24 protein-coding genes and 3 tRNA genes are annotated in these 26,262 nt (G+C 58.3%); 10 read left to right on the forward strand and 17 right to left on the reverse strand.

From position 1 onward, the window contains the following. Positions 1 to 8: 8 nt before the first annotated feature. From lpxK to ACZRMS_RS22575, 4 genes are all read right to left on the reverse strand, one after another. Positions 9 to 1,004: a tetraacyldisaccharide 4'-kinase gene (gene lpxK / locus ACZRMS_RS22560; protein WP_463997145.1), complete on the reverse strand. Its 996-nt coding sequence runs from the start codon at positions 1,002 to 1,004 to the stop codon at positions 9 to 11. Next, positions 1,004 to 1,432 carry an ExbD/TolR family protein gene (locus ACZRMS_RS22565; RefSeq protein WP_463997146.1) on the reverse strand — a complete coding sequence of 143 codons (429 nt, stop codon included), beginning with the start codon at positions 1,430 to 1,432 and terminating at the stop codon, positions 1,004 to 1,006. Before ACZRMS_RS22565 ends, lpxK begins: the two co-directional genes overlap by 1 nt. Continuing rightward, a complete protein-coding gene (locus ACZRMS_RS22570) occupies positions 1,429 to 2,064 on the reverse strand; it encodes a MotA/TolQ/ExbB proton channel family protein (protein WP_048359512.1) in 636 nt (211 codons plus the stop codon). The genes ACZRMS_RS22565 and ACZRMS_RS22570 overlap by 4 nt, the downstream gene beginning before the upstream one ends. Positions 2,065 to 2,175: 111 nt before the next feature. After that, positions 2,176 to 4,389, reverse strand: coding sequence for a DNA internalization-related competence protein ComEC/Rec2 (locus tag ACZRMS_RS22575; protein WP_463997164.1), 2,214 nt, complete (start codon positions 4,387 to 4,389; stop codon positions 2,176 to 2,178). A gap of 145 nt (positions 4,390 to 4,534) precedes the next feature. Here ACZRMS_RS22575 and ACZRMS_RS22580 point away from each other — a divergent pair, with 145 nt between their 5' ends. From ACZRMS_RS22580 to ACZRMS_RS22610, 7 genes are all read left to right on the forward strand, one after another. Next, positions 4,535 to 5,050, forward strand: a complete 516-nt coding sequence (locus tag ACZRMS_RS22580; protein ID WP_463997147.1) for a DUF2062 domain-containing protein — start codon at positions 4,535 to 4,537, stop codon at positions 5,048 to 5,050. 317 nt (positions 5,051 to 5,367) lie between these two features. Further along, a complete protein-coding gene (locus tag ACZRMS_RS22585) occupies positions 5,368 to 7,443 on the forward strand; it encodes a type VI secretion system Vgr family protein (RefSeq protein WP_463997148.1) in 2,076 nt (691 codons plus the stop codon). Continuing rightward, positions 7,440 to 8,288: a DUF4123 domain-containing protein gene (locus ACZRMS_RS22590; RefSeq protein WP_463997149.1), complete on the forward strand. Its 849-nt coding sequence runs from the start codon at positions 7,440 to 7,442 to the stop codon at positions 8,286 to 8,288. The genes ACZRMS_RS22585 and ACZRMS_RS22590 overlap by 4 nt, the downstream gene beginning before the upstream one ends. After that, entirely contained in the window at positions 8,285 to 9,082 is a 798-nt protein-coding gene (locus tag ACZRMS_RS22595; RefSeq protein WP_463997150.1) for a hypothetical protein, read from the forward strand. The genes ACZRMS_RS22590 and ACZRMS_RS22595 overlap by 4 nt, the downstream gene beginning before the upstream one ends. A 65-nt stretch (positions 9,083 to 9,147) precedes the next feature. Continuing rightward, entirely contained in the window at positions 9,148 to 9,945 is a 798-nt protein-coding gene (locus ACZRMS_RS22600; protein WP_463997165.1) for a hypothetical protein, read from the forward strand. Between the two features lie 65 nt (positions 9,946 to 10,010). Then, positions 10,011 to 10,808, forward strand: coding sequence for a hypothetical protein (locus ACZRMS_RS22605; protein ID WP_463997166.1), 798 nt, complete (start codon positions 10,011 to 10,013; stop codon positions 10,806 to 10,808). Beyond that, positions 10,805 to 13,054: a lipase family protein gene (locus tag ACZRMS_RS22610; RefSeq protein WP_463997151.1), complete on the forward strand. Its 2,250-nt coding sequence runs from the start codon at positions 10,805 to 10,807 to the stop codon at positions 13,052 to 13,054. The genes ACZRMS_RS22605 and ACZRMS_RS22610 overlap by 4 nt, the downstream gene beginning before the upstream one ends. 134 nt (positions 13,055 to 13,188) lie before the next feature. On the opposite strand, the gene ACZRMS_RS22615 is transcribed toward ACZRMS_RS22610, so the two are convergent. The 3 genes from ACZRMS_RS22615 to ACZRMS_RS22625 form a co-directional block, all read right to left on the reverse strand. Next, positions 13,189 to 13,968 carry an ABC transporter permease gene (locus ACZRMS_RS22615; RefSeq protein ID WP_339473864.1) on the reverse strand — a complete coding sequence of 260 codons (780 nt, stop codon included), beginning with the start codon at positions 13,966 to 13,968 and terminating at the stop codon, positions 13,189 to 13,191. Then, positions 13,965 to 14,897: an ABC transporter ATP-binding protein gene (locus ACZRMS_RS22620; protein ID WP_463997152.1), complete on the reverse strand. Its 933-nt coding sequence runs from the start codon at positions 14,895 to 14,897 to the stop codon at positions 13,965 to 13,967. Before ACZRMS_RS22620 ends, ACZRMS_RS22615 begins: the two co-directional genes overlap by 4 nt. Before the next feature lie 133 nt (positions 14,898 to 15,030). Next, a complete protein-coding gene (locus ACZRMS_RS22625) occupies positions 15,031 to 15,657 on the reverse strand; it encodes a glutathione S-transferase (RefSeq protein WP_463997153.1) in 627 nt (208 codons plus the stop codon). Between the two features lie 151 nt (positions 15,658 to 15,808). Between ACZRMS_RS22625 and ACZRMS_RS22630 the strand changes: the two genes are divergently transcribed. Then, complete coding sequence (locus ACZRMS_RS22630; RefSeq protein ID WP_463997154.1) at positions 15,809 to 18,256, forward strand: acyl-CoA dehydrogenase; 2,448 nt, start codon at positions 15,809 to 15,811, stop codon at positions 18,254 to 18,256. Between the two features lie 62 nt (positions 18,257 to 18,318). After that, positions 18,319 to 18,735 (forward strand): PA2817 family protein, encoded by a 417-nt coding sequence (locus ACZRMS_RS22635; RefSeq protein ID WP_048358821.1) that lies wholly within the window; start codon positions 18,319 to 18,321, stop codon positions 18,733 to 18,735. Between the two features lie 76 nt (positions 18,736 to 18,811). Here the strand turns inward: ACZRMS_RS22635 and ACZRMS_RS22640 are convergent, their stop codons facing one another. Beyond that, a complete protein-coding gene (locus ACZRMS_RS22640; protein WP_463997155.1) occupies positions 18,812 to 19,750 on the reverse strand; it encodes a LysR family transcriptional regulator in 939 nt (312 codons plus the stop codon). Between the two features lie 88 nt (positions 19,751 to 19,838). Here ACZRMS_RS22640 and ACZRMS_RS22645 point away from each other — a divergent pair, with 88 nt between their 5' ends. Beyond that, complete coding sequence (locus ACZRMS_RS22645; protein WP_463997156.1) at positions 19,839 to 20,465, forward strand: alanyl-tRNA editing protein; 627 nt, start codon at positions 19,839 to 19,841, stop codon at positions 20,463 to 20,465. A gap of 138 nt (positions 20,466 to 20,603) precedes the next feature. Here ACZRMS_RS22645 and ACZRMS_RS22650 read toward each other — a convergent pair whose 3' ends face one another. The 9 genes from ACZRMS_RS22650 to ACZRMS_RS22690 form a co-directional block, all read right to left on the reverse strand. Then, positions 20,604 to 21,434 carry a quaternary amine ABC transporter ATP-binding protein gene (locus tag ACZRMS_RS22650; RefSeq protein WP_463997157.1) on the reverse strand — a complete coding sequence of 277 codons (831 nt, stop codon included), beginning with the start codon at positions 21,432 to 21,434 and terminating at the stop codon, positions 20,604 to 20,606. Further along, positions 21,431 to 22,282, reverse strand: a complete 852-nt coding sequence (locus ACZRMS_RS22655; protein WP_463997158.1) for an ABC transporter permease — start codon at positions 22,280 to 22,282, stop codon at positions 21,431 to 21,433. The genes ACZRMS_RS22650 and ACZRMS_RS22655 overlap by 4 nt, the downstream gene beginning before the upstream one ends. 13 nt (positions 22,283 to 22,295) lie before the next feature. Then, on the reverse strand, positions 22,296 to 23,318 hold the full coding sequence (locus ACZRMS_RS22660; protein WP_463997159.1) for an ABC transporter substrate-binding protein: 1,023 nt from the start codon (positions 23,316 to 23,318) through the stop codon (positions 22,296 to 22,298). Beyond that, on the reverse strand, positions 23,315 to 23,842 hold the full coding sequence (locus ACZRMS_RS22665; RefSeq protein WP_463997160.1) for a sigma-70 family RNA polymerase sigma factor: 528 nt from the start codon (positions 23,840 to 23,842) through the stop codon (positions 23,315 to 23,317). Before ACZRMS_RS22665 ends, ACZRMS_RS22660 begins: the two co-directional genes overlap by 4 nt. Positions 23,843 to 23,973: 131 nt before the next feature. Further along, positions 23,974 to 24,765 (reverse strand): phosphate/phosphite/phosphonate ABC transporter substrate-binding protein, encoded by a 792-nt coding sequence (locus ACZRMS_RS22670; protein WP_463997161.1) that lies wholly within the window; start codon positions 24,763 to 24,765, stop codon positions 23,974 to 23,976. Between the two features lie 19 nt (positions 24,766 to 24,784). Further along, positions 24,785 to 25,726 carry a fatty acid desaturase gene (locus tag ACZRMS_RS22675; RefSeq protein ID WP_463997162.1) on the reverse strand — a complete coding sequence of 314 codons (942 nt, stop codon included), beginning with the start codon at positions 25,724 to 25,726 and terminating at the stop codon, positions 24,785 to 24,787. A 178-nt stretch (positions 25,727 to 25,904) separates the two neighbouring features. Further along, positions 25,905 to 25,980: transfer RNA gene (locus ACZRMS_RS22680), tRNA-Gly, on the reverse strand. Between the two features lie 5 nt (positions 25,981 to 25,985). Continuing rightward, positions 25,986 to 26,061: transfer RNA gene (locus ACZRMS_RS22685), tRNA-Glu, on the reverse strand. Between the two features lie 102 nt (positions 26,062 to 26,163). Further along, positions 26,164 to 26,239: transfer RNA gene (locus ACZRMS_RS22690), tRNA-Gly, on the reverse strand. Between the last annotated feature and the right edge of the window lie 23 nt (positions 26,240 to 26,262).

Below are 26,262 nucleotides of genomic sequence, written 5' to 3' on the forward strand. Positions count from 1 at the left end.
AAGATGAGTTAGGGCAAAAGACGCAGTAGCTGTTGATCAAACCAAAAGGCGAAAGCCTCTGAGGGCACTGCGTCAACCGCCAGGTACCACCAGTCAGGTGACGCAAAGTCGCGGCACTTCACCGCGTCTTTTTCGGTCATGACCACGGGTAACGACGGCGTAAAATTCAAGATTTCGGCGCTGTAGGGCGCGTGATCGGCAAAAGCATGGGCAATTGGCCGCCAGTGTAGCGTTTCAAGTGTCGTGAAGAAACGTTGCGGATTACCGATCCCGGCCACCGCGTGCAGCGCTTGCCCGGCCGCAAAAAAGTCCAGTGCCTGACGCTCACCGGTGACCAGATTGATCAGCGCCGTGGGCTGCAACTCAAAGGCGAAACCGCCCTGGGGGTCGCGGGCAGCGCCGTTGTAAAGCACCGCATCGACACTCTGCAGGCGCTCGACCGGTTCGCGCAGCGGCCCGGCCGGCAGGCAGCGACCATTGCCCAGGCCTCTGGCATTGTCGATCAGCACCAGCTCCAGATCCCGGGCCAGACGGTAATGCTGCAAGCCATCGTCAGACAGGATCAGGTCCAGCGGTTCACTGGCCAGCAGGGCCTTGACCGCACGACTGCGATCCGGATCGATCATCAAGGGAACGCCGGTGCGCTGTACGATCAGCAAGGGTTCATCCCCCGCTTGCGTGGCACTTTGCTCGGCACTCACGCGCCACGGCAACTGAGGCGGGGTGGCGCCGTAGCCGCGACTGACCACACCAACCCGCAGACCTTTGCGCTGGCAATGCTCGATCAGCCAGAGGATCAGCGGGGTTTTTCCGGTACCACCGACCGTGATGTTACCCACCACCACCAACGGCACCGGGGGACGGTAAATATCGCCCTCCCCGGCCACGAACCGCGCCCGCTTGCGCGCCACTACCCGGCGGTAAAGGCACTCCAGCGGGCGCAGCAGGATCAGCAGCGGGTGCCCCGCATACCAGGCGCGCAATAAACGATCGGACATGGCCATCAGGGGGTCGCCTGCGCCTCAACAGTGGTCATGCGCAAATGGCTGAAGCCGAGCTTGCCGGCCGCGTCCATTGCGGTAATGACCGCCTGATGCTGGGTTTTGCCATCGGCGCTGATCGACAGCGGCAAGCTGGTATCGCCGCCTGATTCTTTCTGCAGGGCCTCCATCAGGCTCTGCAAGTCGTTCTTGGGCAGCAATTGGTTGTTCACCGAAAACACCCCGTCTGCGCTGATGGCGATGTCCAGCTCCTTGGCGCCCTGATCTTCGCTGGGCGAGCCGCTGACGGCTTCCGGCAAATCGACGCGCAGTTGGGTTTCGCGGGTAAAGGTGGTGGTCACGACAAAGAACAACAGCAGGATAAACACCACGTCAATCAATGACGCGAGGTTGATATCCACCGTTTCCCGTGGCTTGCGACGAAATTTCACGCTTTGCTCCCGACCATGTCGACTTCGCGGTCGCCTTGTACCACTTCGACCAGCTTGATCGCCTCTTGCTCCATGCCAACGACCAGTTCGTCAACACGACGCTGCAGGAAGCGATGGAAGAAGACGGCCGGGATACCCACCATCAGACCGGCGGCAGTAGTGATCAGCGCCTTGGAAATACCGCCCGCCAGCACCGCAGCATTGGTGGTCATGCCCGAGCCCATGAACGAACTGAAGATATCGATCATGCCCAGCACGGTACCCAGCAGGCCCAGCAGCGGCGCCATGGCGGCAATCGTACCCAGTGCATTGAGGTAACGCTCAAGCTCATGGATCACCCGGGCAGCGGCCTCTTCGATGCACTCTTTCATGATCTCGCGACCATGCCTGGAGTTGGCCAGGCCCGCCGCCAGGATTTCACCCAGCGGCGAGTCGGCGCGCAGCAGTTTGAGTTTTTCCTTGTCCATCTGCTTGTCTTTGATCCAGACCCAGACCTGGCCGAGCAGATGCTCCGGGGTCACGCGGCTGGCACGCAGGGTCCACAGGCGTTCGACAATAATGCCCAACGCGGCAACAGAGCTCAGAATGATCGGCAGCATCATCCAGCCGCCGGATTTGACCAGTTCCCACACAGTGACAATCCCCTCGAAAAAGTGCGCCACTCTACCATATGAATGAAGCGGACTCTGTGGGAGCTGCTCTGGTGGGCGCAGGCGGGCCATCGCGCTAAAGCCACACCCTTTTCAACCTGGCCGATCGCGCCAAAACCGTCGCTGATCGCGCTCGCCCTGAGCCTCGCCAAAAGCCCCCAGGCGAAACCTGACGGCCCCCTGCTCCGCGCTGTCGAGCACTTGCACACCCAGCGCTTCATACCGCGCCATGACCTGAGGGTGCGGATGCCCGAACGTATTGCCGCGACCACGGGACACCAATACCGCTGCCGGGGACAGCGCCTTGAGAAAAACCATGGATGACGAGGTCCGGCTGCCGTGATGCGGCGCCTGCAACCACTGCGTGGGGACGGCCAGCGGAGTCTTCAGCAAGGCCCGTTCCGCCTGCGCATCGATATCCCCGGTCAACAGCAACCGTTCATCACCGGCCTGCACCTGAAGCACACAGGACTTCTGGTTGTTATCACTGGCACCCGACCACCGCCAGAGTGTGAACGTCACCCCGTCCCACGCCCAACTCTCCCCGCTGACGCACGACTGAGCCTGCAACTGCTTCGGCAGGCCCGGGACGTCACCACCGACCACCCGCACCACGGGGATTGCCCGCTGCACGGCCAGCGCACCGCCCGCATGGTCCGAGTCGGCGTGGCTGAGCAGCATCATGTCCAACTCGCCAACTCCCAGGGCACGCAATGCAGGCACTACCACCCGCTCGCCCTGATCAAAGTCCCGAACCCTGGGCCCGGCGTCATACAGCAGGGTGTGATGCCGGGTGCGCACCACTGTCGCCAGGCCCTGCCCTACATCCAGTTGCAACACTTCGGCCTGACCGTGGGGGATTGGCTCACTCGGGGTAAAAAACGCCAATAACACCAAGGGCCAGCCTAACGGCCTGAGCACCACCCCGGCCGGGAGCAACAGGATCAAGGCCCCGGCGGTGCTCAAGGCCCAGACACTGAGCGGGACTGCGGCAGGTGACCAGGGCGCAACATAACCGGCCAACAGCCCAAGCCCCCGGACCAGCCAGTCCAACAACCCGCCCGAGAGCCACAGCATGTGCTCCCCCAGCCAGGGCACCGGCAGCAGCAAGGTGCCCAACAATGCCGTCGGCAAGACCAACAGACTGATCCAGGGCACGGCCACCAGATTGGCCAAGGGCCCGCTCACACTGATGGGCAAACCCAGTATCCACAGCACCGGGAACAGGCCCAGGGCAATCAGGCCCTGGGGCCGCAGCCACGCAGCCCGCCACCCCCAAGGCCCCAAACGGGCGCTGAAGGTCAATATCAGCACCGCCACGGCTGCAAAGGACAACCAGAAACCCGCCAGCAAACTCGCCAGCGGCTCAATGATCAGCACTGCGTTGAGTGCCAGAAAAAAGGGCAACCACACCCCCAGATGGCGGAACCGAAGACGCCATATCAGCACCAGCGCCAGCATCACGCACGCACGCTGTACCGGCACGGCAAAACCCGCGAGCACGCCGTACCCCGTTGCCCCCGCAAACGCCAGGCCGCAGGCCCAGGGCAGCCACGGCCAGCCGCGCGGCCACAGCCCATAACGCGCCAGCAAGGCAACCAGGCCGTAGATCAGCCCTGCACACAACCCGATATGCTGCCCCGAAATCACCAGCAAATGCACAGTCCCGGTGGCCTGTAGCAGCTTCCAGTCGTCGCGGCTCAAACCCGAGCCGTCGCCCATGATCAGCGCCGCCAACCAGGGCGCCCGACCGTTGGCATCGCGGCTTAACAGCCGTTGGCGCAGGCTGTCACGCCAGGCGTGATGGGCCGCAGACAGTAACTGGCCATCTTTGACCGTGCCCGTTGCGCCAATGCGTCGGGCCAGCAGCCAGGCCTGATAATCGAACCCCCGGGGGTTAAGCAGCCCCCATGGTTGCTTGAGCTTGACCGCCAGCCGCCAGCGCTCGCCGCTGTTGACGGGCGGCCCGCCGTACCAGCTCAGCCGCAGGGTTGCGGGTAATACGCCGTGGCGCGAACGGGCATCTTGCAGCTCAAAACGCACCGCGGCGTCAGCCTGTTGCGGCAGGCCGACGACCCGCCCTTCCACCCAAAGCGTGCGACCCTCGAGCGAATCCGCCAGACGGTCATCCAGCGCCCTTTGCCCCTGAACGCAGCCCCAGGTCAGCCCGAGTAGAAAGAACCCGACCACCCAGACGCGGAAAGCCAACAGTAACAGCGTCGCCATCAACATCAGCAGCAACCAGCCCACTGATGGCAACGCGGGTAAATACCGCAGGGCGATCAGACCCGACGCCAGCGCAAACATCCTTGTATACATACCTATACTCAACTTATCCCTTTGCCTCGGATTAGTTGGTATCTGGGTCCGGCGCTTAAGAAATTGTCACAAAGTCTAAATAGGTATCCTGTCGAATTTGGGCATACTGCCCCCTTGACCTAGGGAGAGGCCCATGCCACGGCGTTTGATCAAACGTTTCATGCCAGATCCGGCCCTGATCAGGGAACACAAGTCCTTACGATTTTTGGGCACCTTGCTGCATGACCCCAACCTCTGGCACCTCAATCGTCACTCCGTTGCCCGAGCGATGGCGGTGGGTATTTTTGCCGCCTTTATCCCCATGCCGTTTCAAATGCTGCTGGCGGCTTTCCTGGCGATAAACGTACGCAGCAACATGCCGATATCGGTGGGGCTGGTATGGCTGACCAATCCGATCACCATGCCGCCGGTGTTTTATTGCACCTACAAGCTGGGCGCCTGGCTGATGAATGTGCCGGCACGCACCCTGCCGGAGGCGCTGACCTGGGAATGGATCAGCGGCCAGCTTTCTACCGTGTGGCAACCATTCCTATTGGGCTCAGTCGTGTGCGGAGTGGTACTTGCAGCACTGGCCTACTGCCTGACCATGCTTTATTGGCGCTGGTGGGTCAGCCGTAAATGGAAGGGACGGAAAAACAAGCACCCATAGAAAAGGCCCCGAAAGGGGCCTTTTCATGTGTATTTAACGACAACTACTGACGCATACCACACCCGAGGATCAGCAGTTTCGCGCTGATGAATAATTCTGGGTAGCGCATCCAGACAGTTGAACCATCACTTCAGCCTCACCTTCATTGCCTCTGCCGTTCGCCGACTCAGCACCCTGAACAACTGAAAATTCCCTCCTGTTTTAGGAAGCGTCTTACATCAATCGGCTTGGCGCCCTGCTAGCTTGCACCGCAGTTTTCGAGCTCGCTCAGGCTCAGATATCGCAATACTCCTCATTATCGGCTTAAGGACAAGCGTATGTTCGCGTCGGCCAATGCTGCGCATTTCACGTTAGTGATCCCCCATGTTCGCAACGACTTCAAGGTGCTGGCCTTTAAGGGCACCGAAGCCATCAGCAGCCCGTATGCGATCCAGGTTGAACTTGTCAGTGAGTCCGCTGATTTCGATCTGGAGAGCCTGCTCAGTCAGCCGGCGTTTCTCCAGTTTGGTCTGAGGGGTGAAGGCATTCATGGCCATATCGAAGAGGTGTTCGTGGGCGAGGCCGGTAAACGTCTGACCCGCTATCAGTTGACCTTGGTGCCAGCGCTTTACTACTTGCAGTTCAGCCATAACCAACGAATTTTTCAGCACCTGACAGTGCCGCAGATCGTGGCTCAGGTCCTTAAAGGCCATGGCATCCAGGCCGATGCGTACACCTTCCACGTCAACACCAGCCCGGAACGCGAATACTGCACTCAATATGGGGAAAACGACTTCGAGTTCATCCAGAGGTTGTGCAGTGAGGACGGGATTTCGTGGCACCACCAACACAGCCAAGATGGCCACCTGCTCGTATTCACCGACGATCAGACCTATTTCCCAAAGCTGGGGGGCACGCCCTCTCTGCAAGGCTCTGGCCTCGCCGCGGATCACCCGGTCGTCAGCCAGTTCTCCATGCGTTTCAGCACCCGAACCAGCACCACCACGCGCCGGGACTATGACTTAAAACGCCCAAGCCTGTTGCTGGAAAGCCACTTCACTGCCGAGTTCAGTCCTGCGCTCGAAGACTACCGTTACCCGGCGTTGATCGAAAATGAAAAGCTCGGCAAACAGATTGCCCAGCAGGCCTTGGAGCGGCACCGCACCGACTACCAGTTGGCCGAGGGCAAAAGCGACCAGCCGACTCTGCGCAGCGGTCACTTCTTCGACCTGACCGAACACCCCCGCACAGCGTGCAACGACTTGTGGCTGTTGCTCAGCGTGACGCACACAGGCAAGCAGCCTCAGGCGCTAGAAGAAACGATCGCCCACGACGTTAACCCCGAAGACGGCTTCACCCAGGGTTACCGCAACACCTTCAGTGCGATCCCTTGGGACGTGTTCTACCGCCCCCCCTTGGTCATGCGCCAATCAGTATTGGTCAGTCAGACGGCCAGAGTCACCGGCCCAGTAGGGGAAGAGATTTTTTGCGATGAATACGGCCGGGTCAAGGTCGAATTCCACTGGGATCGCGCTGAGCTGGGCAGCGACAAGAGCAGTTGCTGGCTACGGGTGTCATCCAGTTGGGCGGGGGAAGGTTTCGGTGCGGTGACCATCCCGCGTATCGGCATGGAAGTGGTGGTGACCTATTTGGAGGGCAACCCCGACCTCCCGCTGATTACGGGTTGCGTACCCAACAAGATCACGCCGGTGCCATACCCCTTGCCCGCGAACAAAACCAAAACGGTCCTGCGCAGCCACAGCTCGCCCGCGAGTGGCGGCTACAACGAGCTGTCGATTGAAGACCGGGCCGGGCAGGAACTGATCTACCTGCGTGCGCAGCGCGACATGGAGCAGGTGATCCTCAACGACATCGACACTAAAGTCGGTAATGACCGCCGCGAACAGGTCACCCGAGACAGCCACAGCCTGATCAGCAACGACCGTTTTGAACAAGTCGACAACAACAGCTCCAGCCTGATCAAGGGTGATGAACTGCACACCACCCAAGGTCTGCGTAACACGGTGATCGGTGGCAACGAACTGATCAGCATCACCGGTAACAGCAGCACGACGGCCGACGGCACGCTGGTGATTCAGGCGGGGGCACACGCCCATGTCTCTGCCGCCAATGTGGTGATCAATGCCGGCATGAGCCTGACGCTCCAGGCAGGTGGTCAACACATTCTCATTACCGCAGGCGGCATTTTCAGTAGCGTGCCCATCGTCCAGGGAGGTGCGCCCGTGGCGGGTGTTCCTTCGCTGCAAGCCGCGCAGGCGCTGGTCAGCGCACCGCAATCGATTATCGCGAGTCCGCTGTCCATCCTGGCCGCCGTCAAACAGAAAGCGGCGGACAAATGCCCACTGTGCGAGGCCTGTCGTGATGGTCTATGCAGCACTGGAGAACGTGCATGATTACCCTTGAGCAATGGTTGCAAGAGCAAACCCGGCAGGGACGACACCTTTACCTGGTACTGGATTCAGATGGCCAACTTGACGAGCGAAATGGGTTGGTCAGTGAACTGGGCGTCGATCACTACCGCAATCTGTATAGGGATACACCTGCTGATTCATTGGCCAACGTTGCCCCCTACCTCTTCCGGTTGGACGCGGTTGAGCATCCGGCCCTTCAGGCCCTGCTCAAGACACCGGACCGTCACTGGGGCTGGCTTGCCAGCGCCGCAAGCGCTGACCTCGATGCGTTGACCGCCCATTGGCAGAACCGTCTGGTGACCGGTGAGCGGCCGAACCAAGCGCTTTATCGCTTTCACGATAACCGCGTACTGGGGCGTGCACTGGCCTACCTGCAACCCGAGCAACGTGCAGAGTACCTCGGCCTCATGACCAGCGTGTGTTACTGGCAGGCTGAGCAGTGGACTGTTACCGACAACCCTGATCCCGGTGTTCATCCCCTGCCCACAGACCCCGCCTGGTGCCATACCCCTACACCGGAAGAAACCTTCAAGGGCATACAGTTCGACAATACGCGCCGTTACCTGGTCCGCGAGTACCTCGACACGCTGCTCGATCTGGCCCGAGAACAAGACATTGATACCTGGCTACGGGGTCAACTCGACCTAGCGCACACCTGGGGCTGGCAGGAACCCGACAGCATTCATTTTTTGTTGACGCAAAGCTTGCAGGCGCCGGATTACACCCCACCCAAAAACTGGCTACCCCGGCCAAACGAAACCCCGGCGATGCACTTTGACCGGGTTTATCAGGAGACGCTGTATTGGCAGGGGAATGCCCCCGTATGAAATGCGTCATTCAGAGTTTAATTCTTGGCAGTTGTTTGGCCCTGACCGTCGGCTGCTCAGCCATAGGAAAGTCCGAGACTTTTACCCTTACTGCCGACATGCCTCCGGGCTTTGCCTATGTCGCGAAAGTGACCTACGTGCCAGTCCCCGGTCAATCTTGCAACTTGGGCAGGTATAACAATGTGAAACAGCAGTTCAACCGCGAATGGTGGGATGAATACAAGGCCACTGTAGAGATTGAAATACACCGCACCCGCAAAGGCTGCGAGTTGGTGGTGAATGGCATAGACCTTGAGATCAATGGGGTATACGGCAAAGACTTTGGTGACTCCGGCGGTGATTCCGGGTTTATCGCGGTGCGCGATTCTCTCGACGCTCGCGACAAGGGCACATTCAATGCGGCTGGCGAAAGTCAGTTTTCCGGGCAGTGTCAGTGGTTATTTCGGACCTCGGGTAAAACTCGAATTCTAAGAAAAATCCTCGACTGCAAAAACACCGATGCCCAGGGCAATGTCACCAAAGGTCGTCCGTTCGCCGCGTACACCCTTGATCAGCTACCGGGCAAAACCGTAAAACTGAAGATCAAGTTGGCTGATGAGGAAAAACCCGCTATCGGCGACACTTGGGTCAAGGTGCCCGGTGGCTGGAAGCGTTGTATGGGCGAAAAATTTGAAGACCAATATGCCTTTTGCTATGGCAACTACAAAGACTTCAGCACCTTCCGCATGCCGGATGGCCGCGACACCTGCACCATTTACCCCGGTTGTACGGAAAACAAGGAGATGGCCCCATGAGCCTTGCTTCCCTGAAAGACAGTCATAAAGCGTCCTTTGATGGTCGTATCCATACCTGCCCCCTTATGAAACGCGTCATTCAGAGTTTAATTCTCGGCAGTTGCCTGGTCCTGAATATCGGCTGCTCAGCCACAGGAAAGTCCGACACTTTTACCCTTACCGCCGACATGCCTCCGGGCTTTGCCTATGTCGCGAAAGTGACCTACGTGCCAGTCCCCGGTCAATCTTGCAACCTGGGCAGGTATAACAATGTGAAACAGCAGTTCAACCGCGAGTGGCGAACTGAATACAAGCCTGATGCGCAGATTGAAATACACCGCACCCGCAAAGGCTGCGAGTTGGTGCTGTACAGCATTGAACTCGATATCAACGCGGCGTATGGGAAAGACCGAGGGGATTTTGGCGGAGATTCCGGGTTTATCGCGGTGCGCGATTATCTCGACGCTCGCGACAAGGGCACTTTCAATGCTGCTGGCGAAAGTCAGTTTTCCGGGCAGTGTCAGTGGTTATTTCGGACCTCGGGTAAAACTCGAATTCTAAGAAAAATCCTCGACTGCAAAAACACCGATGCTCAAGGCAATGTCACCAAAGGTCGTCCGTTCGCCGCGTACACCCTTGATCAGCTACCGGGCAAAACCGTAAAACTGAAGATCAAGCTGGCTGATGAGGAAGAACCCTACATGGGCGATACCTGGGTCAAGGTACCCGGTGGCTGGAAACGCTGTATGGGCAAAGGTTTTGAAGACCAGCACGCTTTCTGCTACGGCAACCACAAAGACTTCAGCACCTTCCGCATGCCGGATGGCCGCGACACCTGCACCATTTACCCCAGTTGTACGGAAAACAAGGAGGTGACCCCATGAGCCTTGCTTCCCTGAAAGACAGTCATAAAGCGTCCTTTGAGGGTCGTATCCATACCTGCCCCCGTATAAAACGCGTCATTCAGAGTTTAATTCTCGGCAGTTGCCTGGTCCTGAATATCGGCTGCTCAGCCACAGGAAAGTCCGACACTTTTACCCTTACTGCCGACATGCCTCCGGGCTTTGCCTATGTCGCGAAAGTGACCTACGTGCCAGTCCCCGGTCAATCTTGCAACCTGGGCAGGTATAACAATGTGAAACAGCAGTTCAACCGCGAATGGTGGGCTGAATACAAGGCCACTGTAGAGATTGAAATACACCGCACCCGCAAAGGCTGCGAGTTGGTGGTGAATGGCATAGACCTTGAGATCAATGGGGTATACGGCAAAGACTTTGGTGACTCCGGCGGTGATTCCGGGTTTATCGCGGTGCGCGATTATCTCGACGCTCGCGACAAGGGCACATTCAATGCGGCTGGCGAAAGTCAGTTTTCCGGGCAGTGTCAGTGGTTATTTCGCACGATTGGCCCCAAGCGTTACATCACCAAAATTCTTGACTGCAAAAATACTGATGCTCAAGGCAATGTCACCAAAGGTCGTCCGTTTGCCGCGTACACCCTCGATCAGTTGCCGGGCAAAACCGTAAAACTGAAGATCAAGCTGGCTGATGAGGAAGAACCCTACATGGGCGATACCTGGGTCAAGGTACCCGGTGGCTGGAAGCGATGCTTGGGCGACAGTTTTGAAGACCAGGATGCCTTTTGCAATGGCAATTACAAAGACTTCAGCACCTTCCGCATGCCGGATGGCCGCGACACCTGCACCATTTACCCCAGTTGTACCGAAAACAAGGAGGTGACCCCATGAGCCTTACACTGCCAGAACGTGACAGGTCATCCATGGATGGCACCATTCACGCTTGCCCTTTACGGGAAGACTCGACCAGTTTTCAGTTAGTAGACGAGTTCGGAGATGGACAACCTTATGCAGGGCTGGCCTATCAAATCATCGACCACGAAGACATTATTTACACCGGCAAGCTGGATGCGACAGGCTTCGGCAAGGTTGAAAATCACTACTGCGGCCCTGTAGAGCTTCGATTAAATCAAGCGTATCAAGGTACGGAAAAGCCTTACGAGCGTTTGATAGAGCGAAAGGCTTACCCCCTACCCATTACCGAACTACAGGTGCGAGCCGAGAAAACCCGTTTTATTCATAAAGCCGGTCTTCGCACTCAATCCAATCCTGCACAAGACAAGACCAATGCGGGAGCCTTTTATCAGGTAGAGGTACGAGAACTCGTGGAACACGGCGCACACCTGCCGCCGTTGGCCGCACGCCATTCCCCTCCCAACTTCCATGTCTTTAAGCTGTTTCGACCGCTACCTGTCAAAGGGAGTGCTGGCTACAAGCCTGAGCTAGCAAAACGTTTCGGCGTTGCGCTGATGCCGAACCGGCATACCGTGCTGGAGGTGCGCCCACTGCGTGCCCTGCGCCCCATGCTGTCGCCCGGCAACGATTTCTGCGCGCTCAACCTCTACCAGTTGGCACTGATGTCGACCCTGAGTTACAGCGACTTTGCCCAGCAGCCCAACGATCATCCGGTAGAAACCGACACAGTGAGCTTTCCGCTACAGCCGAGCATCGGCAATTGGTTTGCTGACGCATTAGCAAAATTTGACGAGCTTTGGCAGGTGGATGCGGCGCAGGCCGGGGGAAAGGCGTATTACCCGCTGTATGAGGAGGTGCCGTACTCCAGACGCCTGGAGGTGGTGCCCTTCGACCCGGAACTCTACCCGCAGGTTAATAGCCCAAGCCTGGGGGAGAAGCAGGAAAATCCGGCGACTATTCACTGGCTTGATGATCGTGCAGAAGACGGTGGCACCGATACCCAAGCTTTCATCACTCACCATGATGCGCTGATTCTTCTCTCGATCCGGGGCACGGCCAGTGTGGCTGATGCCTTGCGCGACATGGATGCGACTCAGGTGCCCTTTGGCGATTCGCCTGGCAAGGTGCACAACGGATTTTATGGTGCGGCCAAGGTGGCCTACCTTTTTGTTACCCGTTACCTGGACAAGTTTTACAGCGGACAAAAACTGGTTATCACCGGGCACAGCCTGGGCGGCGCGATTGCCTTGATCGTGTCTGAAATGCTACGACGTGATAAACGGTATGCAGCAGACATCGTACTTTACACCTACGGCGCCCCCCGGGCCGGTGACAAAGCCTTCGTTGAGGGCGCAAAACCGCTGGTTCACCACCGCATAGTCAACCACAACGACCCGGTGCCAAGCGTTCCATCGACATGGATGAGTACGTCCACCCAGCGGGAGTACATGGCACAGGGTGTCGTTACCGTGGTGAATCCGGCTATCGGGGTGGCATCGCTGGTACTGGGCATGGTCAACATGACCGGTGAACCCTACGCTCACCACGGCACATTGCGACACTTCATGCCGGTCTACTTTAACGCGGGCATCATGTCCTCGATCCTCTGGAAGCCAGGGTGCAGCACCATCAACGACCACGGTTGTGCCGTAGCGCTGAAGGCAACCGACGGCCTGCCCTCCCGCGGCCCATTCTTGCGGCAGGTGATTGATAATGCCCACCACAAAATGGTCGTCAGCTACATTCCAAACTGTTGGGCCAGCCTGCGCCGCTGGCAGGATGCTCAGACGTCCAATTGCTCATTGGTGACTGTTGATGAGTTTGAGCAAGTGGATGAGGCATTAACGAATGCCAAGCGGCAAATACTCACCCTGGAGAGCCGCCTGGCGGCGAGCCCCGACAGATATGTCAGTCATCAAGCCGCGGCGATGGCCGCTCTTCAACAAGAGTTCACCAACATAGAAATCACGCGCACGCGGCTGAGCGAGTTACGGGTAAACCGTATCAGTGAGGCCGATGTGTATGGATTGTTCGCGGGACTACCCGAACTGGCAGAGGACGATTTGCCTCGCTGGAAAGCTCATGCAGAGAACCGTAAGGAGGAACAACTGGCAATGGCTCCGCCAGCAGCCGACGATGATGATGAGCGGGCGATAGCAGCCATTGCGGGGGCCCACGTTGCGGGAACCCCCTTCAATTTCGATATTGATTCGTTTAGCTAGCCCGTTTGGAATACGGCTCTAGCGCTGCGTGAACAGAACATGACTTATCTTATTGATTAGCAAGACAAGTCATTACCCAAGACATCGGCATGTTCTCTACACGGCAGCGCAGCTCAAAGACATGGCGCTCCCAACTACTGACGCATACCCCGCCCGCTGACCAGCAGCTTCGCGCATCCGAAGTACAGCACGATGGTTGCCACCACCATAAAGGTCAGCGCCACACTGATCTTTATGTCCGAGACGCCAAGAATGCCGTAGCGGAATGCGTTAACCATATGCAGCACCGGGTTGGCCAGCGATACGCTCTGCCAGAACGGCGGCAGCAGTGTGATCGAGTAAAACACCCCGCCCAGGTAAGTCAGCGGCGTCAGCACGAAGGTCGGGATAATCGAAATATCGTCGAAGTTGCGCGCAAATACGGCGTTGATAAACCCCAGCAACGAGAAAATAGTCGCCGTCAGCACCACGACCACAATGGTCAGGCCCAGATGGTGTACCTGCAGGTGGGTGAAGAACAGCGACAGTAGCGTCACGATCAAGCCCACGATCAACCCGCGCAAAATCCCGCCCACGGTAAAACCGATCAAAATGGTGTGCGGCGATACCGGCGACACCATCAGCTCTTCAATCGAGCGCTGAAACTTGGCACCAAAGAAGCTTGAGACCACGTTACCGTAGGAGTTGGTAATCACCGACATCATGATCAGGCCCGGCACGATGTACTCCATATAAGTGAAGCCACCCATATCGCCGATTTGACGACCGATCAGGTTCCCGAAGATCACAAAGTACAAAACCATTGTGATCGCAGGCGGCAGCAGGGTTTGTGGCCAGATACGCATAAAACGTCGAACTTCGCGGTAAACAATGGTGTTCAACGCAATCAGGTTGGGACGCAGCTCCGAGCTCATATCGCCACCTTTGCCAGGTTTTTCTCGACCAACGACACGAACAACTCCTCAAGGCGATTGGTTTTATTGCGCAAGCTCACCACTTCGATGTTTTGCGCAGCCAGTTGAGTGAACAGGCCGGTAATGCCCATGGCTTTGTCGACTTGTACTTCCAGGGTGTGGTTATCGAGCAATTGACTCGGGTAACCGATCAGCTGCGGGGCTGCGTGCAAGGGGGTTTTCAGATCGAGCAAAAACGTCTCGACATGCAGCTGGCCCAGCAACTGGCGCATGCTGGTGTTTTCGACAATGGTGCCGTGATCGATGATCCCGATGTTGCGGCACAACTGCTCAGCCTCTTCCAGGTAATGCGTGGTGAGGATGATGGTGGTGCCCTGCTGATTGAGCTCTGTGAGGAAGCTCCACATCGAGCGACGCAGTTCAATGTCCACGCCCGCCGTCGGCTCATCGAGAATCAACAGGCGCGGCTCGTGCACCAGCGCACGGGCAATCATCAGGCGGCGCTTCATGCCGCCCGACAACGAGCGCGATGGCGTGTCGCGCTTATCCCAAAGGCCCAGCTGCGACAGGTACTTTTCGGCGCGTTCCTTGGCGATTTTGGCCGGAATGCCGTAGTAACCCGCCTGGGTCACGACAATATCGAAGGTCTTTTCAAACTGGTTAAAGTTGAATTCCTGCGGCACTACGCCAATCGAACGCTTCAAGGCAGCCGGATTGCGGTCGAGGTCATGGCCAAAGATATTCACTGTGCCGCCGGTTTTGTTTACCAGGGTCGAGAGAATGCCGATGGTGGTGGATTTGCCGGCACCGTTGGGGCCCAGCAAGGCAAAAAAGTCACCTTCAGCAACATCCAGATCGATACCACTCAGGGCCTGGAAACCGTTGCCGTAGGTTTTGGTTAGCTGCCGTATGGACAGAGCGGAACTCATATCGGATTACGCACCAAGATGGGGGAAAGAGGAGGTTTAGATAAGGGCGAACTGCCTGTAGGGCAAGTCCGACAAGGCCGTATGGTGCTTGGCCTTGCCGCACAAGTACAGTCGCCCGTATTAATAGTGGCTATTAAGTCAACGCGGTCATGACTGCGCTGCGGTAAGCCGGACGCAGCTTCAAGCGCTCATACCAGGCACTCAGATGTGGCAGGTGTGGACGTTCGATGGGCATTTCAAACCAGGCATAGATAAATGATCCCAGCGGGATATCACCCATACCGATTTCATCACCCGACAAGTAAGGTTTTTCAGCAAGAGCCCGATCCACAATGACCAGCAACTGAGCGCAGGCTTTGATCGCGGCGTTAATGGCTAACCAGTCCTGCTGCTCGGCAGGCGTGCGCAACACACCCCAGAACACGGGGCGAAACGCGCCGGCAAAGGAGGTACTGGTCCAGTCCATCCACTTGTCAGCCTGCGCCCGGACACGAGCATCGGTCGGGTACCAGGATGTATCCGCGCCATAGCGGGCCGTGAGATAGCGCACGATGGTGTTCGATTCCCACAGCACAAAGCCGTCGTCCTCTTCGATCATCGGCACCTGGCCATTAGGGTTCAACGCCCGGTACTCAGGGCTGTCTACAACCCCGAATGCACCACCCGCTTCTACCCGGCTATAGGGCAAAGCCAATTCTTCGACACACCACAACGCCTTCCTGACATTTGACGAATTCTTGCGACCCCACACTTTCAGCATGATCTGGCTCCTGATTGATAGACGCCGACGCAGTCTACGCCGGGAAGCAGAACTCTGCCTTCAACCCAAGGTCACTATCCTTACAACCCTGATCGAAAGTTGCGACTAAGCTCACAAGAGTGCACGCCCCTGGTTTCATGGATGATTGAATATGCTGTTGTTGTGGATACTGGTCTTGATCGTTGGCATCGCCTATATGGCCCATCGCCGGATCGCCCCGCTGACGACCATTGCCGTGGTCGCGGTTTATCTGTTGGCCATGGGCGTGATCGGCCATGTGCCGGGCTGGTTGCTGACGATCCTCTGGCTATTGCTGGCTGCGCCCACCGCGCTGCTGCTGTTGCCGGATTTGCGGCGCAAACTGTTTACCGCCCCGCTGTTCAGCTGGTTCCAGAAAACCTTGCCGCCGATGTCGCAAACCGAGCGTGACGCCATCGATGCCGGCACGGTGTGGTGGGATGGCCAGCTGTTCAGCGGCCGGCCGGACTGGAACCAGTTGCTGGCCTACCCCAAGGCCCAGCTCACAGAAGAGGAACAAGCGTTTATTGATGGTCCCGCCGAAGAACTGTGCGCAATGGTCAGCGACTGGGAAATCGGTCAGGCGATGGACTTGCCGCCCCGTGCCTGGGCCCATATCAAGGAGCATGGCTTCTTTGCCCTGATTATCCCCAAGGCGTACGGCGGCAAAGGTTTCTCGGCCTACGCCCACTCCCAGGTGGCGATGAAACTGGCCACCCGCAGCGGAGACCTGGCCTCCACCGTGATGGTGCCCAACTCTCTGGGCCCGGCCGAACTGCTGCTGCATTACGGCACTGACGCGCAGCGCGACCACTACCTGCCGCGCCTGGCCCGCGGCGATGACATCCCGTGCTTTGCCCTGACCGGCCCGCTGGCAGGCTCCGACGCCGGCGCAATGCCCGACACCGGGATCATTTGCAAAGGCCAGTGGCAAGGCGAAGAAGTGCTCGGCCTGCGCCTGAACTGGGAAAAGCGCTACATCACCCTCGGCCCCGTCGCCACCCTGCTCGGCCTGGCGTTCAAGGCTTACGACCCGGATCAACTGCTGGGAGACAAGGAAGACCTGGGCATCAGTCTGGCGCTGATCCCCACCGACACCCCGGGCGTCGAGATCGGGCGCCGGCACTTGCCACTGGGCGCAGCCTTCATGAATGGCCCGAACTCCGGCAAAGACGTGTTCATCCCCCTGGATTACCTGATCGGTGGCCAGGAGATGCTCGGCAAAGGCTGGATGATGCTGATGAACTGCCTGTCGGTCGGGCGCTCGATCTCCCTGCCGGCGGTCGGCACCGGCGCCGCCAAGTTCACCAGCCTGGTGACCGGGCAGTACGCCCAGGTGCGCGAGCAATTCAATGTGCCTCTGGCCGCCTTTGAAGGTATCCAGGAAGCCCTGGCAAGGATTGGTGGCAATGCCTGGCTGATGGACAGCGCGCGCATGCTCACTGCCAACGCGGTGGACCTGGGCGAAAAACCCTCGGTGCTATCGGCGATTCTCAAGTACCACCTCACCGAGCGTGGCCGCGAATGCATCAGCCACGCGATGGACGTCCATGGCGGCAAAGGCATCATCATGGGGCCCAACAACTATTTGGGCCGCAACTGGCAAGGCGCGCCGATTTTCATCACCGTGGAAGGCGCCAACATCCTGTCACGCAACCTGATGATTTTTGGCCAGGGCGCCATTCGCTGCCATCCCTTTGTTCTCAAGGAAATGGCCCTGGCCGCCCGTGAAGACAAGGATCAGGCGCTGCTGGAATTTGACGCCCTGCTGCTCAAGCACATCGGTTTTGCGATCAGCAACAAGGCCAGCACCTTTGTGTTGAACCTGGGGCTTGGCCGTTTTGAGCACGTGCCGGGTAACGCCTTGAGCCAGGGTTATTTCAGGGCACTGAACCGTCAGGCGGCAGCTTTTGCGCTGCTGGCCGACCTGAGCATGATGCTGCTGGGTGGCGAGCTTAAGCGCCGTGAGCGTTTGTCTGCGCGCCTGGGTGATGTGCTGAGCCATATGTACCTGGCCTCGGCCGCGCTCAAGCGTTACCACGACCTCGACTCCCCCGAGCACCTCAACCCGCTTTTCAAATGGGCCATGGAAGAAAGCCTGGGCCACGCCGAACGCGCACTGGATGAACTGCTGAAAAATTTCCCGAACCGCGTCCTTGGCTGTTTGCTGCGCGTGGTGGTGTTCCCGTTTGGCCGGCGCCACACCGGGCCATCGGATGCACTGGATGCAGAGGTGGCGGCGGTATTGGGCCGCGCCAAAGGCGACCCGACACTGGAAGCCGTGCTCGCAGGCTGCTATCGCCCGCAATCGCCCGACGACGCCGTGGGCGCCCTGCAACATGCCAGCGATCTGCTGAACGAAGCGCGCCCCGTTCACAAAAAACTCCATGAAGCGCTTAAAAGCGGTCAGGTCAAACCCGCTGCCGGGGAGCCGGCCATCGATGCTGCGCTGCAAGCCGGCGTGCTGCAACCGGCCGAAGCCCAGATGCTGCGCACCGCTGAAGCCGCACGCCGCAAGGTGATCGATGTGGATGATTTCAGCAAAGACGAACTGAGCCACACCGAAGGAAAAATACGCTAACAGGACAGCGGGCGCTGGGGGCTTTATACTCCCGCGCCCGTTTTGTTCTAGAGGACACGCTAATGGCCACCAACGATCTCAACCACAATCTCGTCCTGCTCTCGCACCTGCGCAGCATTCTGGTTGCTGTGGGTGAAGCCGAGCAGATTCCTGACGACAGCCACGCGCTGTTTCTGGAGCGCTTCGATGAAATGATGCTCGCTCTGCCCGTAGACCCGATTGAAAGCCAGTACCTGGGGCAGGACATCATGTGCCAGGTGATTGAACGCTACCCGCAGATCGCCCACCTGGTGCCTCGCGACCTGCTTTGGTTCTTCGGCGGTGCCTGCTTCAACTTCATGCCGGATGAAGAGCTTGATATGTATCAGGCCCTTGAGGAACGCCGCCACGAAGCCGAGGCCAACGACGAACCGTTTGACTGGAATCAGGAAAAGCAGTTTATGTCGATGCCAGTTTCGGATGACACACCGCAACACTGATTGACGCCCTGACCGCCAATTCCAAAGGCCCGCCCGGCTTACCGGGCGGGCCTTTCTGGTTGTGGGCCAGCGAGCGTCAGCTTCTGCCACTGGCCAGTGTCGGCTCCCGGGACAATCGCTCCACCAGAAAATCGATAAATACCCGCAACTTTGGCGGCAAGTAGCGCGAAGGTGTATGCAGCAGCCACGCGCCGCCATGGTAGGACGCAATAAAACTCCACTTTGCCAGTACCTGCACAATCAACCCTTGCTCCAACGCCTGACGCGCCGTGAAGTAAGGCAAGCTGCCAATCCCGATATGCTGCAACACTGCATCCAGCCTGACACCCGTGTGGTTGGCTGCATAACGCCCGGTCACCCCCACAGTGACAGACCTGGCACCTTGCCTGAATTTCCAGCGCGCATCCGCGGGGGTTTCTCCCAGGTAAATGCAGCTGTGATCACGCAGATCCTCAGGCCGTTCCGGCACGCCATGCTCGGCCAGATAGGCCGGGGTGGCGCACAGCAAATGCTCGATCGGGAACAACTGACGCCCCACCAGGCCGGGAGGCGGCTGGTCAGTGATGCAAATGCTCAGGTCAACGTTGTCGTCGATCAGGTCGACATGGCGGTCTTCCAGGATCAATTGCACGTCAACGTTGGGATAACGCCTTAGAAACTCAGGCATGTGCGGGTGAATCACATAGCGCCCCACCGCCTTGGGCACGCTGACCCGAACCAAACCCTCGGCGTCCTGGGTAAAACGGCCACTGAGGTCCATCACCGATTGCGCAGCCCCCGCGACTTCACGACAGCGCTTGAATACTTCTTCTCCACCATCACTCAGGCGCAATTTGCGCGTGGTGCGTTGCAGCAGGCGAATCGCCAGGGCTTTTTCCAGACGGGAAATACTGCGACTGACCGCAGAAGGCGATGTACCGAGCTGGCGCGCAGCTTCGGAAAAGCTTCCGGCCTCGACCACCTTCACGAACATCACCATTTCGGCCAACAACGACTGCGGAAGATTTATGCTCACAGCGCACAGGTCCATTGAAATTTGAATGGATTATCACACTCCAGCGCCATCTCTATACTAAAAAACACACCCGTTCCTGGACACCACCATGACCCAACGCCTGTTTTTTACCGACGATGCACTGACCGCCCACGTAGAAGTTATCCGCTGTACGCCCCACGAAGACGGGTTTGCGGTGATCCTGCACGCCACGCCCTTTCACCCCCAGGGTGGCGGGCAGCCCAGCGACCTGGGCTGGATCGGTGACAGTCAGGTGCTCAAGGTCCAGCAAGAGCAGGACACCATCGTGCATTACGTCACCCGGCCCATTGAACCGGGCGGTGCCCGCGCCGAGGTGGACGCCACACGCCGCCAACTGAATGCCCGCCTGCACTCCGCCGGACACTTGATCGGCGTCGTGGGTGAGCAGGCCGGGTGGGTGCCGACCAAAGCTCACCACTGGCCGGGAGAATGCCGGGTCAGTTTTATCCCCGGCGATCACTCGCAACCGCTGGAAGCCCATGAGATCCAGCACTGCCTGGAACAATGGATCAACGCCGACTTGCCGCGACACCTGCATGTCGACAGCCAGCACCGTGCGGTCCGCTTTGGCGACTTGCCGGGTTACCCGTGTGGCGGCACCCATGTCCGCTCCCTGAGTGAGCTGGTGGCGGTCAACGTGCTCTCGGTCACCCTCAAGAAAGGCGTGTTATCCGTCCGCTATGACCTGAACTGATTAAGCCAGAACCCTGTGCCCGGCCTGGCGTGAGATACCTCGATCACTTCATCGGGATTTTTCGACCTGGCAGACAGCGCTGCTCACTCAACAAACGCTGCACGACAGTTCTAAGGTGCGCCAAGCCAGAGAGCCCGCTCAAGCACGAGCATGCCGACGCTGCACAAAACGATTCACGTAATCATCGGCAGGCGTCAGCAGAATTTCCTGCGGCGTGCCGACTTGAATCAACTGCCCGTCCCTGAGCACAGCGATGCGATTGCCAATGCGCAGCGCTTCGTCCAGGTCATGGGTAATAAACACGATGGTCTTTTGCAGTGTGCGTTGCAGCTCCAGCAGCTGGTCCTGCATCTCTGCACGAATCAACGGATCGAGGGCGCTGAAAGCCTCGTCCATCAGGATGATATCGGTGTCGGTCGCCAGCGCCCGGGCCAGCCCGACTCGCTGGCGCATACCGCCTGACAGCTGATGGACAAACGCCTGCTCGTACCCCTGCAGCCCGACCACCGAGACCCAGTGCCGGGCGCGCTCATCGCACTGCGCCTGGCTCTCGCCCCTCACTTTAAGGCCATAAGCGACGTTTTCCAGTACGTTGCGATGGGGCAGCAGGCCAAAATTCTGGAACACCATGCTGATTTTGTGGCGCCGGAACTGGCGCAAGGCAGGCATGTCGTAATGCAGGATGTCTTCGCCGTCCACCAGGATCTGGCCGCTGGTAGGGTCGATCAGACGGTTGAGGTGGCGCACCAGTGTCGACTTGCCCGAACCCGACAAGCCCATGATGACGAACACCTCCCCCGCTCGAATCGAGAGCGAGAGGTCATTGATCCCGACCACACAACCGGTTTGTGCGAGCACCTCGTCCTTGCTCTTGCCATCGCGAATCAGCGCCATCACCTCCTGTTCACGGCTGCCGAACACCTTGAAGACATTACGCACGTCGATCTTGTTGACCGCTACTTCACTCACTCCTGGCCTCCATGCCGAGGGCGGCCATAGGCTTGGGTAATACGGTCAATAACCACTGCCAGAATGACGATGGCCAACCCGGCTTCCAGCCCTTTGCCAACGTTGAGCGTCTGAATCCCCACCAGCACATCCTCCCCCAGGCCCCGGGCTCCGATCATCGAGGCGATCACCACCATCGACAGCGCCATCATGGTGGTCTGGTTGATCCCGGCCATGATGCTGGGCATGGCCAGCGGCAATTGCACGCCAAACAGCTGCTGCCAGGGGTTGGCGCCAAAGGCATTGATCGCCTCCATCACCTCGCGGTCGACCTGACGCAAGCCCAGGTCTGTAAGCCGGATCAGCGGCGGTACGGCATAAATCACCGTGGCAAAGATCGCCGGGACCTTGCCCAGCCCGAACAGCATCAGCACCGGAATCAGGTACACGAAGCTGGGCATGGTTTGCATGATGTCCAGCAGCGGCATCAGCACCGCCCGCAGGCGGTTGTTGCGGGCGGCAAGAATCCCCAGCGGAATCCCCAGCAACACCGAAATGACCGTGGCCACCATCATCAGCGCCAGGGTTTGCATCAGCTTGTCCCACAGGCCAACCGCCCCGACCAAAAACAGCAAGCCGACAATCAGCAAGGTGCTGAACACCTTGCGCGTGGCGTGCCAGGCGATTGCGCCAACGATGGCCAGCATCAGCCACCACGGAGTGATGCGCAGCAGGCTTTCCAGGTTGATGATGGCCCAGAGCAAGGTGTCGGAGATGTGCCGGAACACATCGCCGTAATTGCTGACCAGCGCATCAACCCCGTCATTGACCCATCCCGCTATGGAAAATGTCAGATTTTCTGGAAACATTCAGTACTCGTTTTCAGTGGGAGTTGAGCGCGGCATCGACTTTTTTTGCCGCTTCAGGGGTGACCCAGGCCTGCCAGATTTGCGGCTGCTCACGCAAGAAAGCTTCAGCGGCCTTACGCGGTTCGGTGCGTTTTTCGCTCATTTGGGCCAGGGTTGTGTTCAGCAGATCGATGGGGAAATCGACCTTTTCATAAAACTCGACCAGTTGCGGGTATTGCGCCTTGAACGGTGCCGAAACCCCGATCGCCAGCTTGGCCGGCAATGAACGCGTGCCTTTGGGGTTCGGGTTGTTGGCGTCAGCCAGGGTTTTCCAGGCCTCGGCATCAAAGGCCGGCTCTTCGAGTTTGATCAGCTTGTAGCGGCCAATCAGCGGAGTCGGCGACCAGTAGTAGAACAATACCGGCTTGCCACGGCGGATCGAGGAGCTGACCTCGGCATCCAGCGCAGCACCCGAGCCGGTGCGGAAGTTTACGAAGTCCTTGTCCAGACCATAGGCCTTGAGCTTTTGGCTGTTGACGATTTCGGAGGTCCAGCCCGTCGGGCTATTGAGGAAGCGCCCGCGCGCAGGGTCTTCCTGGTCACGGAACACGTCTTTATAACGCTTGAGGTCGTCGACCGTTTTCAAGTCCGGCGCCAGAGGCTTGATGCCCTTGGCCGCATCGCCCTTGATCACGTACTCGGGCACCCACCAGCCTTCGCTGGCGTTCTTGACGATATCGCCCAGGCCAAACACCTTGCCTTCGGCTTCGGCTTTTAACCACACGGGGCTGCGCCCTGCCCACTCTTCGCCAATCACTTGAATATCATTTTTGGACAACGCAGCCTCAAGGCTGACCGTGCTGCCGGGCAAGGTGTCGGTGGCAACGCCGTAGCCTTTTTCGGTGATCAGGCGCAGGACTTCGGTGATCAGGCTGCCGCTCTCCCAGGTGATATCGCCAAAGTGAACGGGGGTGGCCCCGTTGTCTGCCACCACCGGCTGGGTGACAAGTGCAAATGCCAGCAGTGAACCACCGAGCCATTTCTTAAGGTTAGTCATACTGATTCTCTTGTTATGGAGGGGCAGGTTGTCAGGCAGCGACTGAGCGCGCGGGTCATGTAGCCGCTTACGGAGCGTTGGGAAATACCCAATTGCCGTGCGATCTCGGGGTAGGTCAGACCATGAACCCGCGACAGCACAAAGGTCGCCTTGACCTTTTTGGGCAAACCGTCAAGTTGCGCGTCAATCATCTGCAAGGCTTGATGATGTTGAGCCAGCGCCTCAGGGGATGGCGAGAGCATGGGTTCCTGTTGTTGCAAGGTCATTAGATAAGCTCGCTCCACGTCCCGGCGACGCCACAATTGATAGATCAAACGCCGGGCGATAATCGTCAACAGCGCACGCGGTTCACGGATGGCGATCTCTTGCGGAGCACTTAACAGTTGGGCAAACGTATCGGCCGCGATGTCTTCAGCGTAGCTGCTGGAATCGGGGTAGCGGCATAACCGCGCATGCAGCCACAAATAGTGGGTGCGAAAAAGCAGGCTCACATGGTCGCGGTGAGCGATGTCGGTGCCGGACATAAAGGCTCCAATTAAGTAATTAAAAGGGTATGTCCGGTGATCCGGTGCGGCGATCCTATCAAATGCCTATATTCAATTTAAATACTTAAAACACATTTGTTTATTTGTTTTAGCTATTAATGACAATTCCACTAAGCCAGCTCCGAAAAGCCGTATTCAATTGCTTCCTGCCGATAATCGAGAATCTTCTGATAGTCCGCTTCGCTGGCAGGCAAGACTTCCTGCATGCCCAGGGTTGCTGCCACCTGTGGCAATTGCTGCAAGGCCGCATTCATCGCCTCCCGAATGCGCTCTGCGCCCTCGCGCCCCGTACTGAGCGCCGTGATGTAAGGCAACGTCGGACTGCTGGCGGTGCGCGCCACTATGCGTACCCCGGCCACCTCTGCGGGCGCGTAATGTGCCAAGCAGGCAAACGTTACGCTGTCGATGGACGCCAGGTCGGCCCACCCCTCTCGCACCCGGCGCAGGCTTTGTTGATGCGCGCCGCTGATGGCCACCGATGCAAAAAACTGCCCTCCCAGCTGCAAGGGCGCCAGCCGATGCCGAAACAGATTCATGCCACTGTTGGAGTTCAAATCATTGATCACCCCGCGACTGCCCTTGAAGTCCGCCAGATCACGGCGCGGATCGCCAGTACGGCTGATGATCACGCTGCAATGCGTTCCGCCACTGCTGTCAGGCCATTCATAGCGCGGGCGACCAATCAGTTGCACCTGCCCGCGCAGCTGGGTCAACAGCGGATAGCCGCAGGTCTGCGCCAACAACAGCTCCGGCGCCCGGAACAACTCCAGCAAACCAAGCCCACGGGCATCGCGGCGGTTGACCTGCAACAGCTCAAGGATTCGCGTCAGCCACTGCTCACTGGCCTCGCTGACTTGCCGGGGTGCAACGTACATCGTCAATTCGGCATAACGGCCTGACATGCAATGACTCCTCGATAATTTAACTGAACGGATGCTGCGGGCTATCAATCGCCTGCACCGCGTGACGGCGTATCAACTCGCCGTAGCCTTGCACCAGAAAACCTCCGCTGCGTTGTTGCCACTGCTCACGACGCGACAGATATACCCTGGGCAGATAGAACCACGGCAAACCCGGCAGATCGTGGTGCACCAAGTGCAAATTCAGGTTCAGGAACAGCCAGGTCCAGGGCCAGCCGGCTTCGTTAAGCACCGAGCGCTGCTCGGGACGCTCGACGGGCCGATGCTCATAAAAAGAACGGACCATTCCCACCGACAGAACCGGCACGGTGACCAGAAACACGTATTGCCAAACCGATATCTCACTGTAGAAGGCAATAAAGCCGAACATCAACAGCATCAAACTGCCGTGGGTCAGCCACATCAGCCAGGCCTGACGGTCACCCCGGCGCAAGCGCTGCAACTCTTCAGTGACCAGCCCGAACAATGCCAATGGAGGCCCCAGCAGCACTCGGCCCGGCACCGTTTTATTCAGCCAGAACAAACTGCGCAGCAGCCTGGAGCTGCCCTGCCAATGGGCCTGGCTCAGGTATCGGCTTTCGGGGTCTACACCGGGCAAGGTCAGATCATGGTCGCGGTGGTGTTGCAAATGGCTGTCGCGGTACAGCGTGTACGGGTACCAGACGGCGAAGGGGGCATAGCCCAGCAGTTTGTTGAACCACACAGAATACGTGGGATGCCCGTGCAACAACTCGTGCTGCACTGACATCCACAGCACCACGACGGGAATCAGCAAAATAATGGTCCACCCTGCCCCTATCACCGGACTGCCCAGCAACAAGGCGAACCAGACAGCGGGAACCGCTATCAGCAACAGCCAGGTCGGCCACTGGGTGCGGCCGGCGAAAGTGCGGGACAAGGCCTGGATATCCCGTTGCTGGGCGCTATCGAAGTAATGCGGCATCTGAAGAACTCAAAACAGGTTTGAATCCTTGTGTGGCGCCAGCCGCAGTTTTCTTGCAGATTTTTTGGTTATTAACTTAGAACGTGCCACGCCGAAAAAAACACGCAAACGCAAAAAGCAGCCCTAAGGCTGCTTTTTGTGTGTTTTTTGAAACTGCGTAGCTCCAAAAAACAAAATTTGGAGCGGGAAACGAGACTCGAACTCGCGACCCCGACCTTGGCAAGGTCGTGCTCTACCAACTGAGCTATTCCCGCAATAATGGCGTCCCCTAGGGGACTCGAACCCCTGTTACCGCCGTGAAAGGGCGGTGTCCTAGGCCACTAGACGAAGGGGACGTTGCCCGAAACGTACACTGTACATTTCAGTGCCAGACCAATAACCGAAGTTGTTGTCCTGGCTTTCACTCAACCCCGCCCGAGAGCGAAGCTGCTTAAAAATGGAGCGGGAAACGAGACTCGAACTCGCGACCCCGACCTTGGCAAGGTCGTGCTCTACCAACTGAGCTATTCCCGCAATAATGGCGTCCCCTAGGGGAC

The sequence above is a fragment of the Pseudomonas sp. B424 genome (assembly GCF_055408345.1).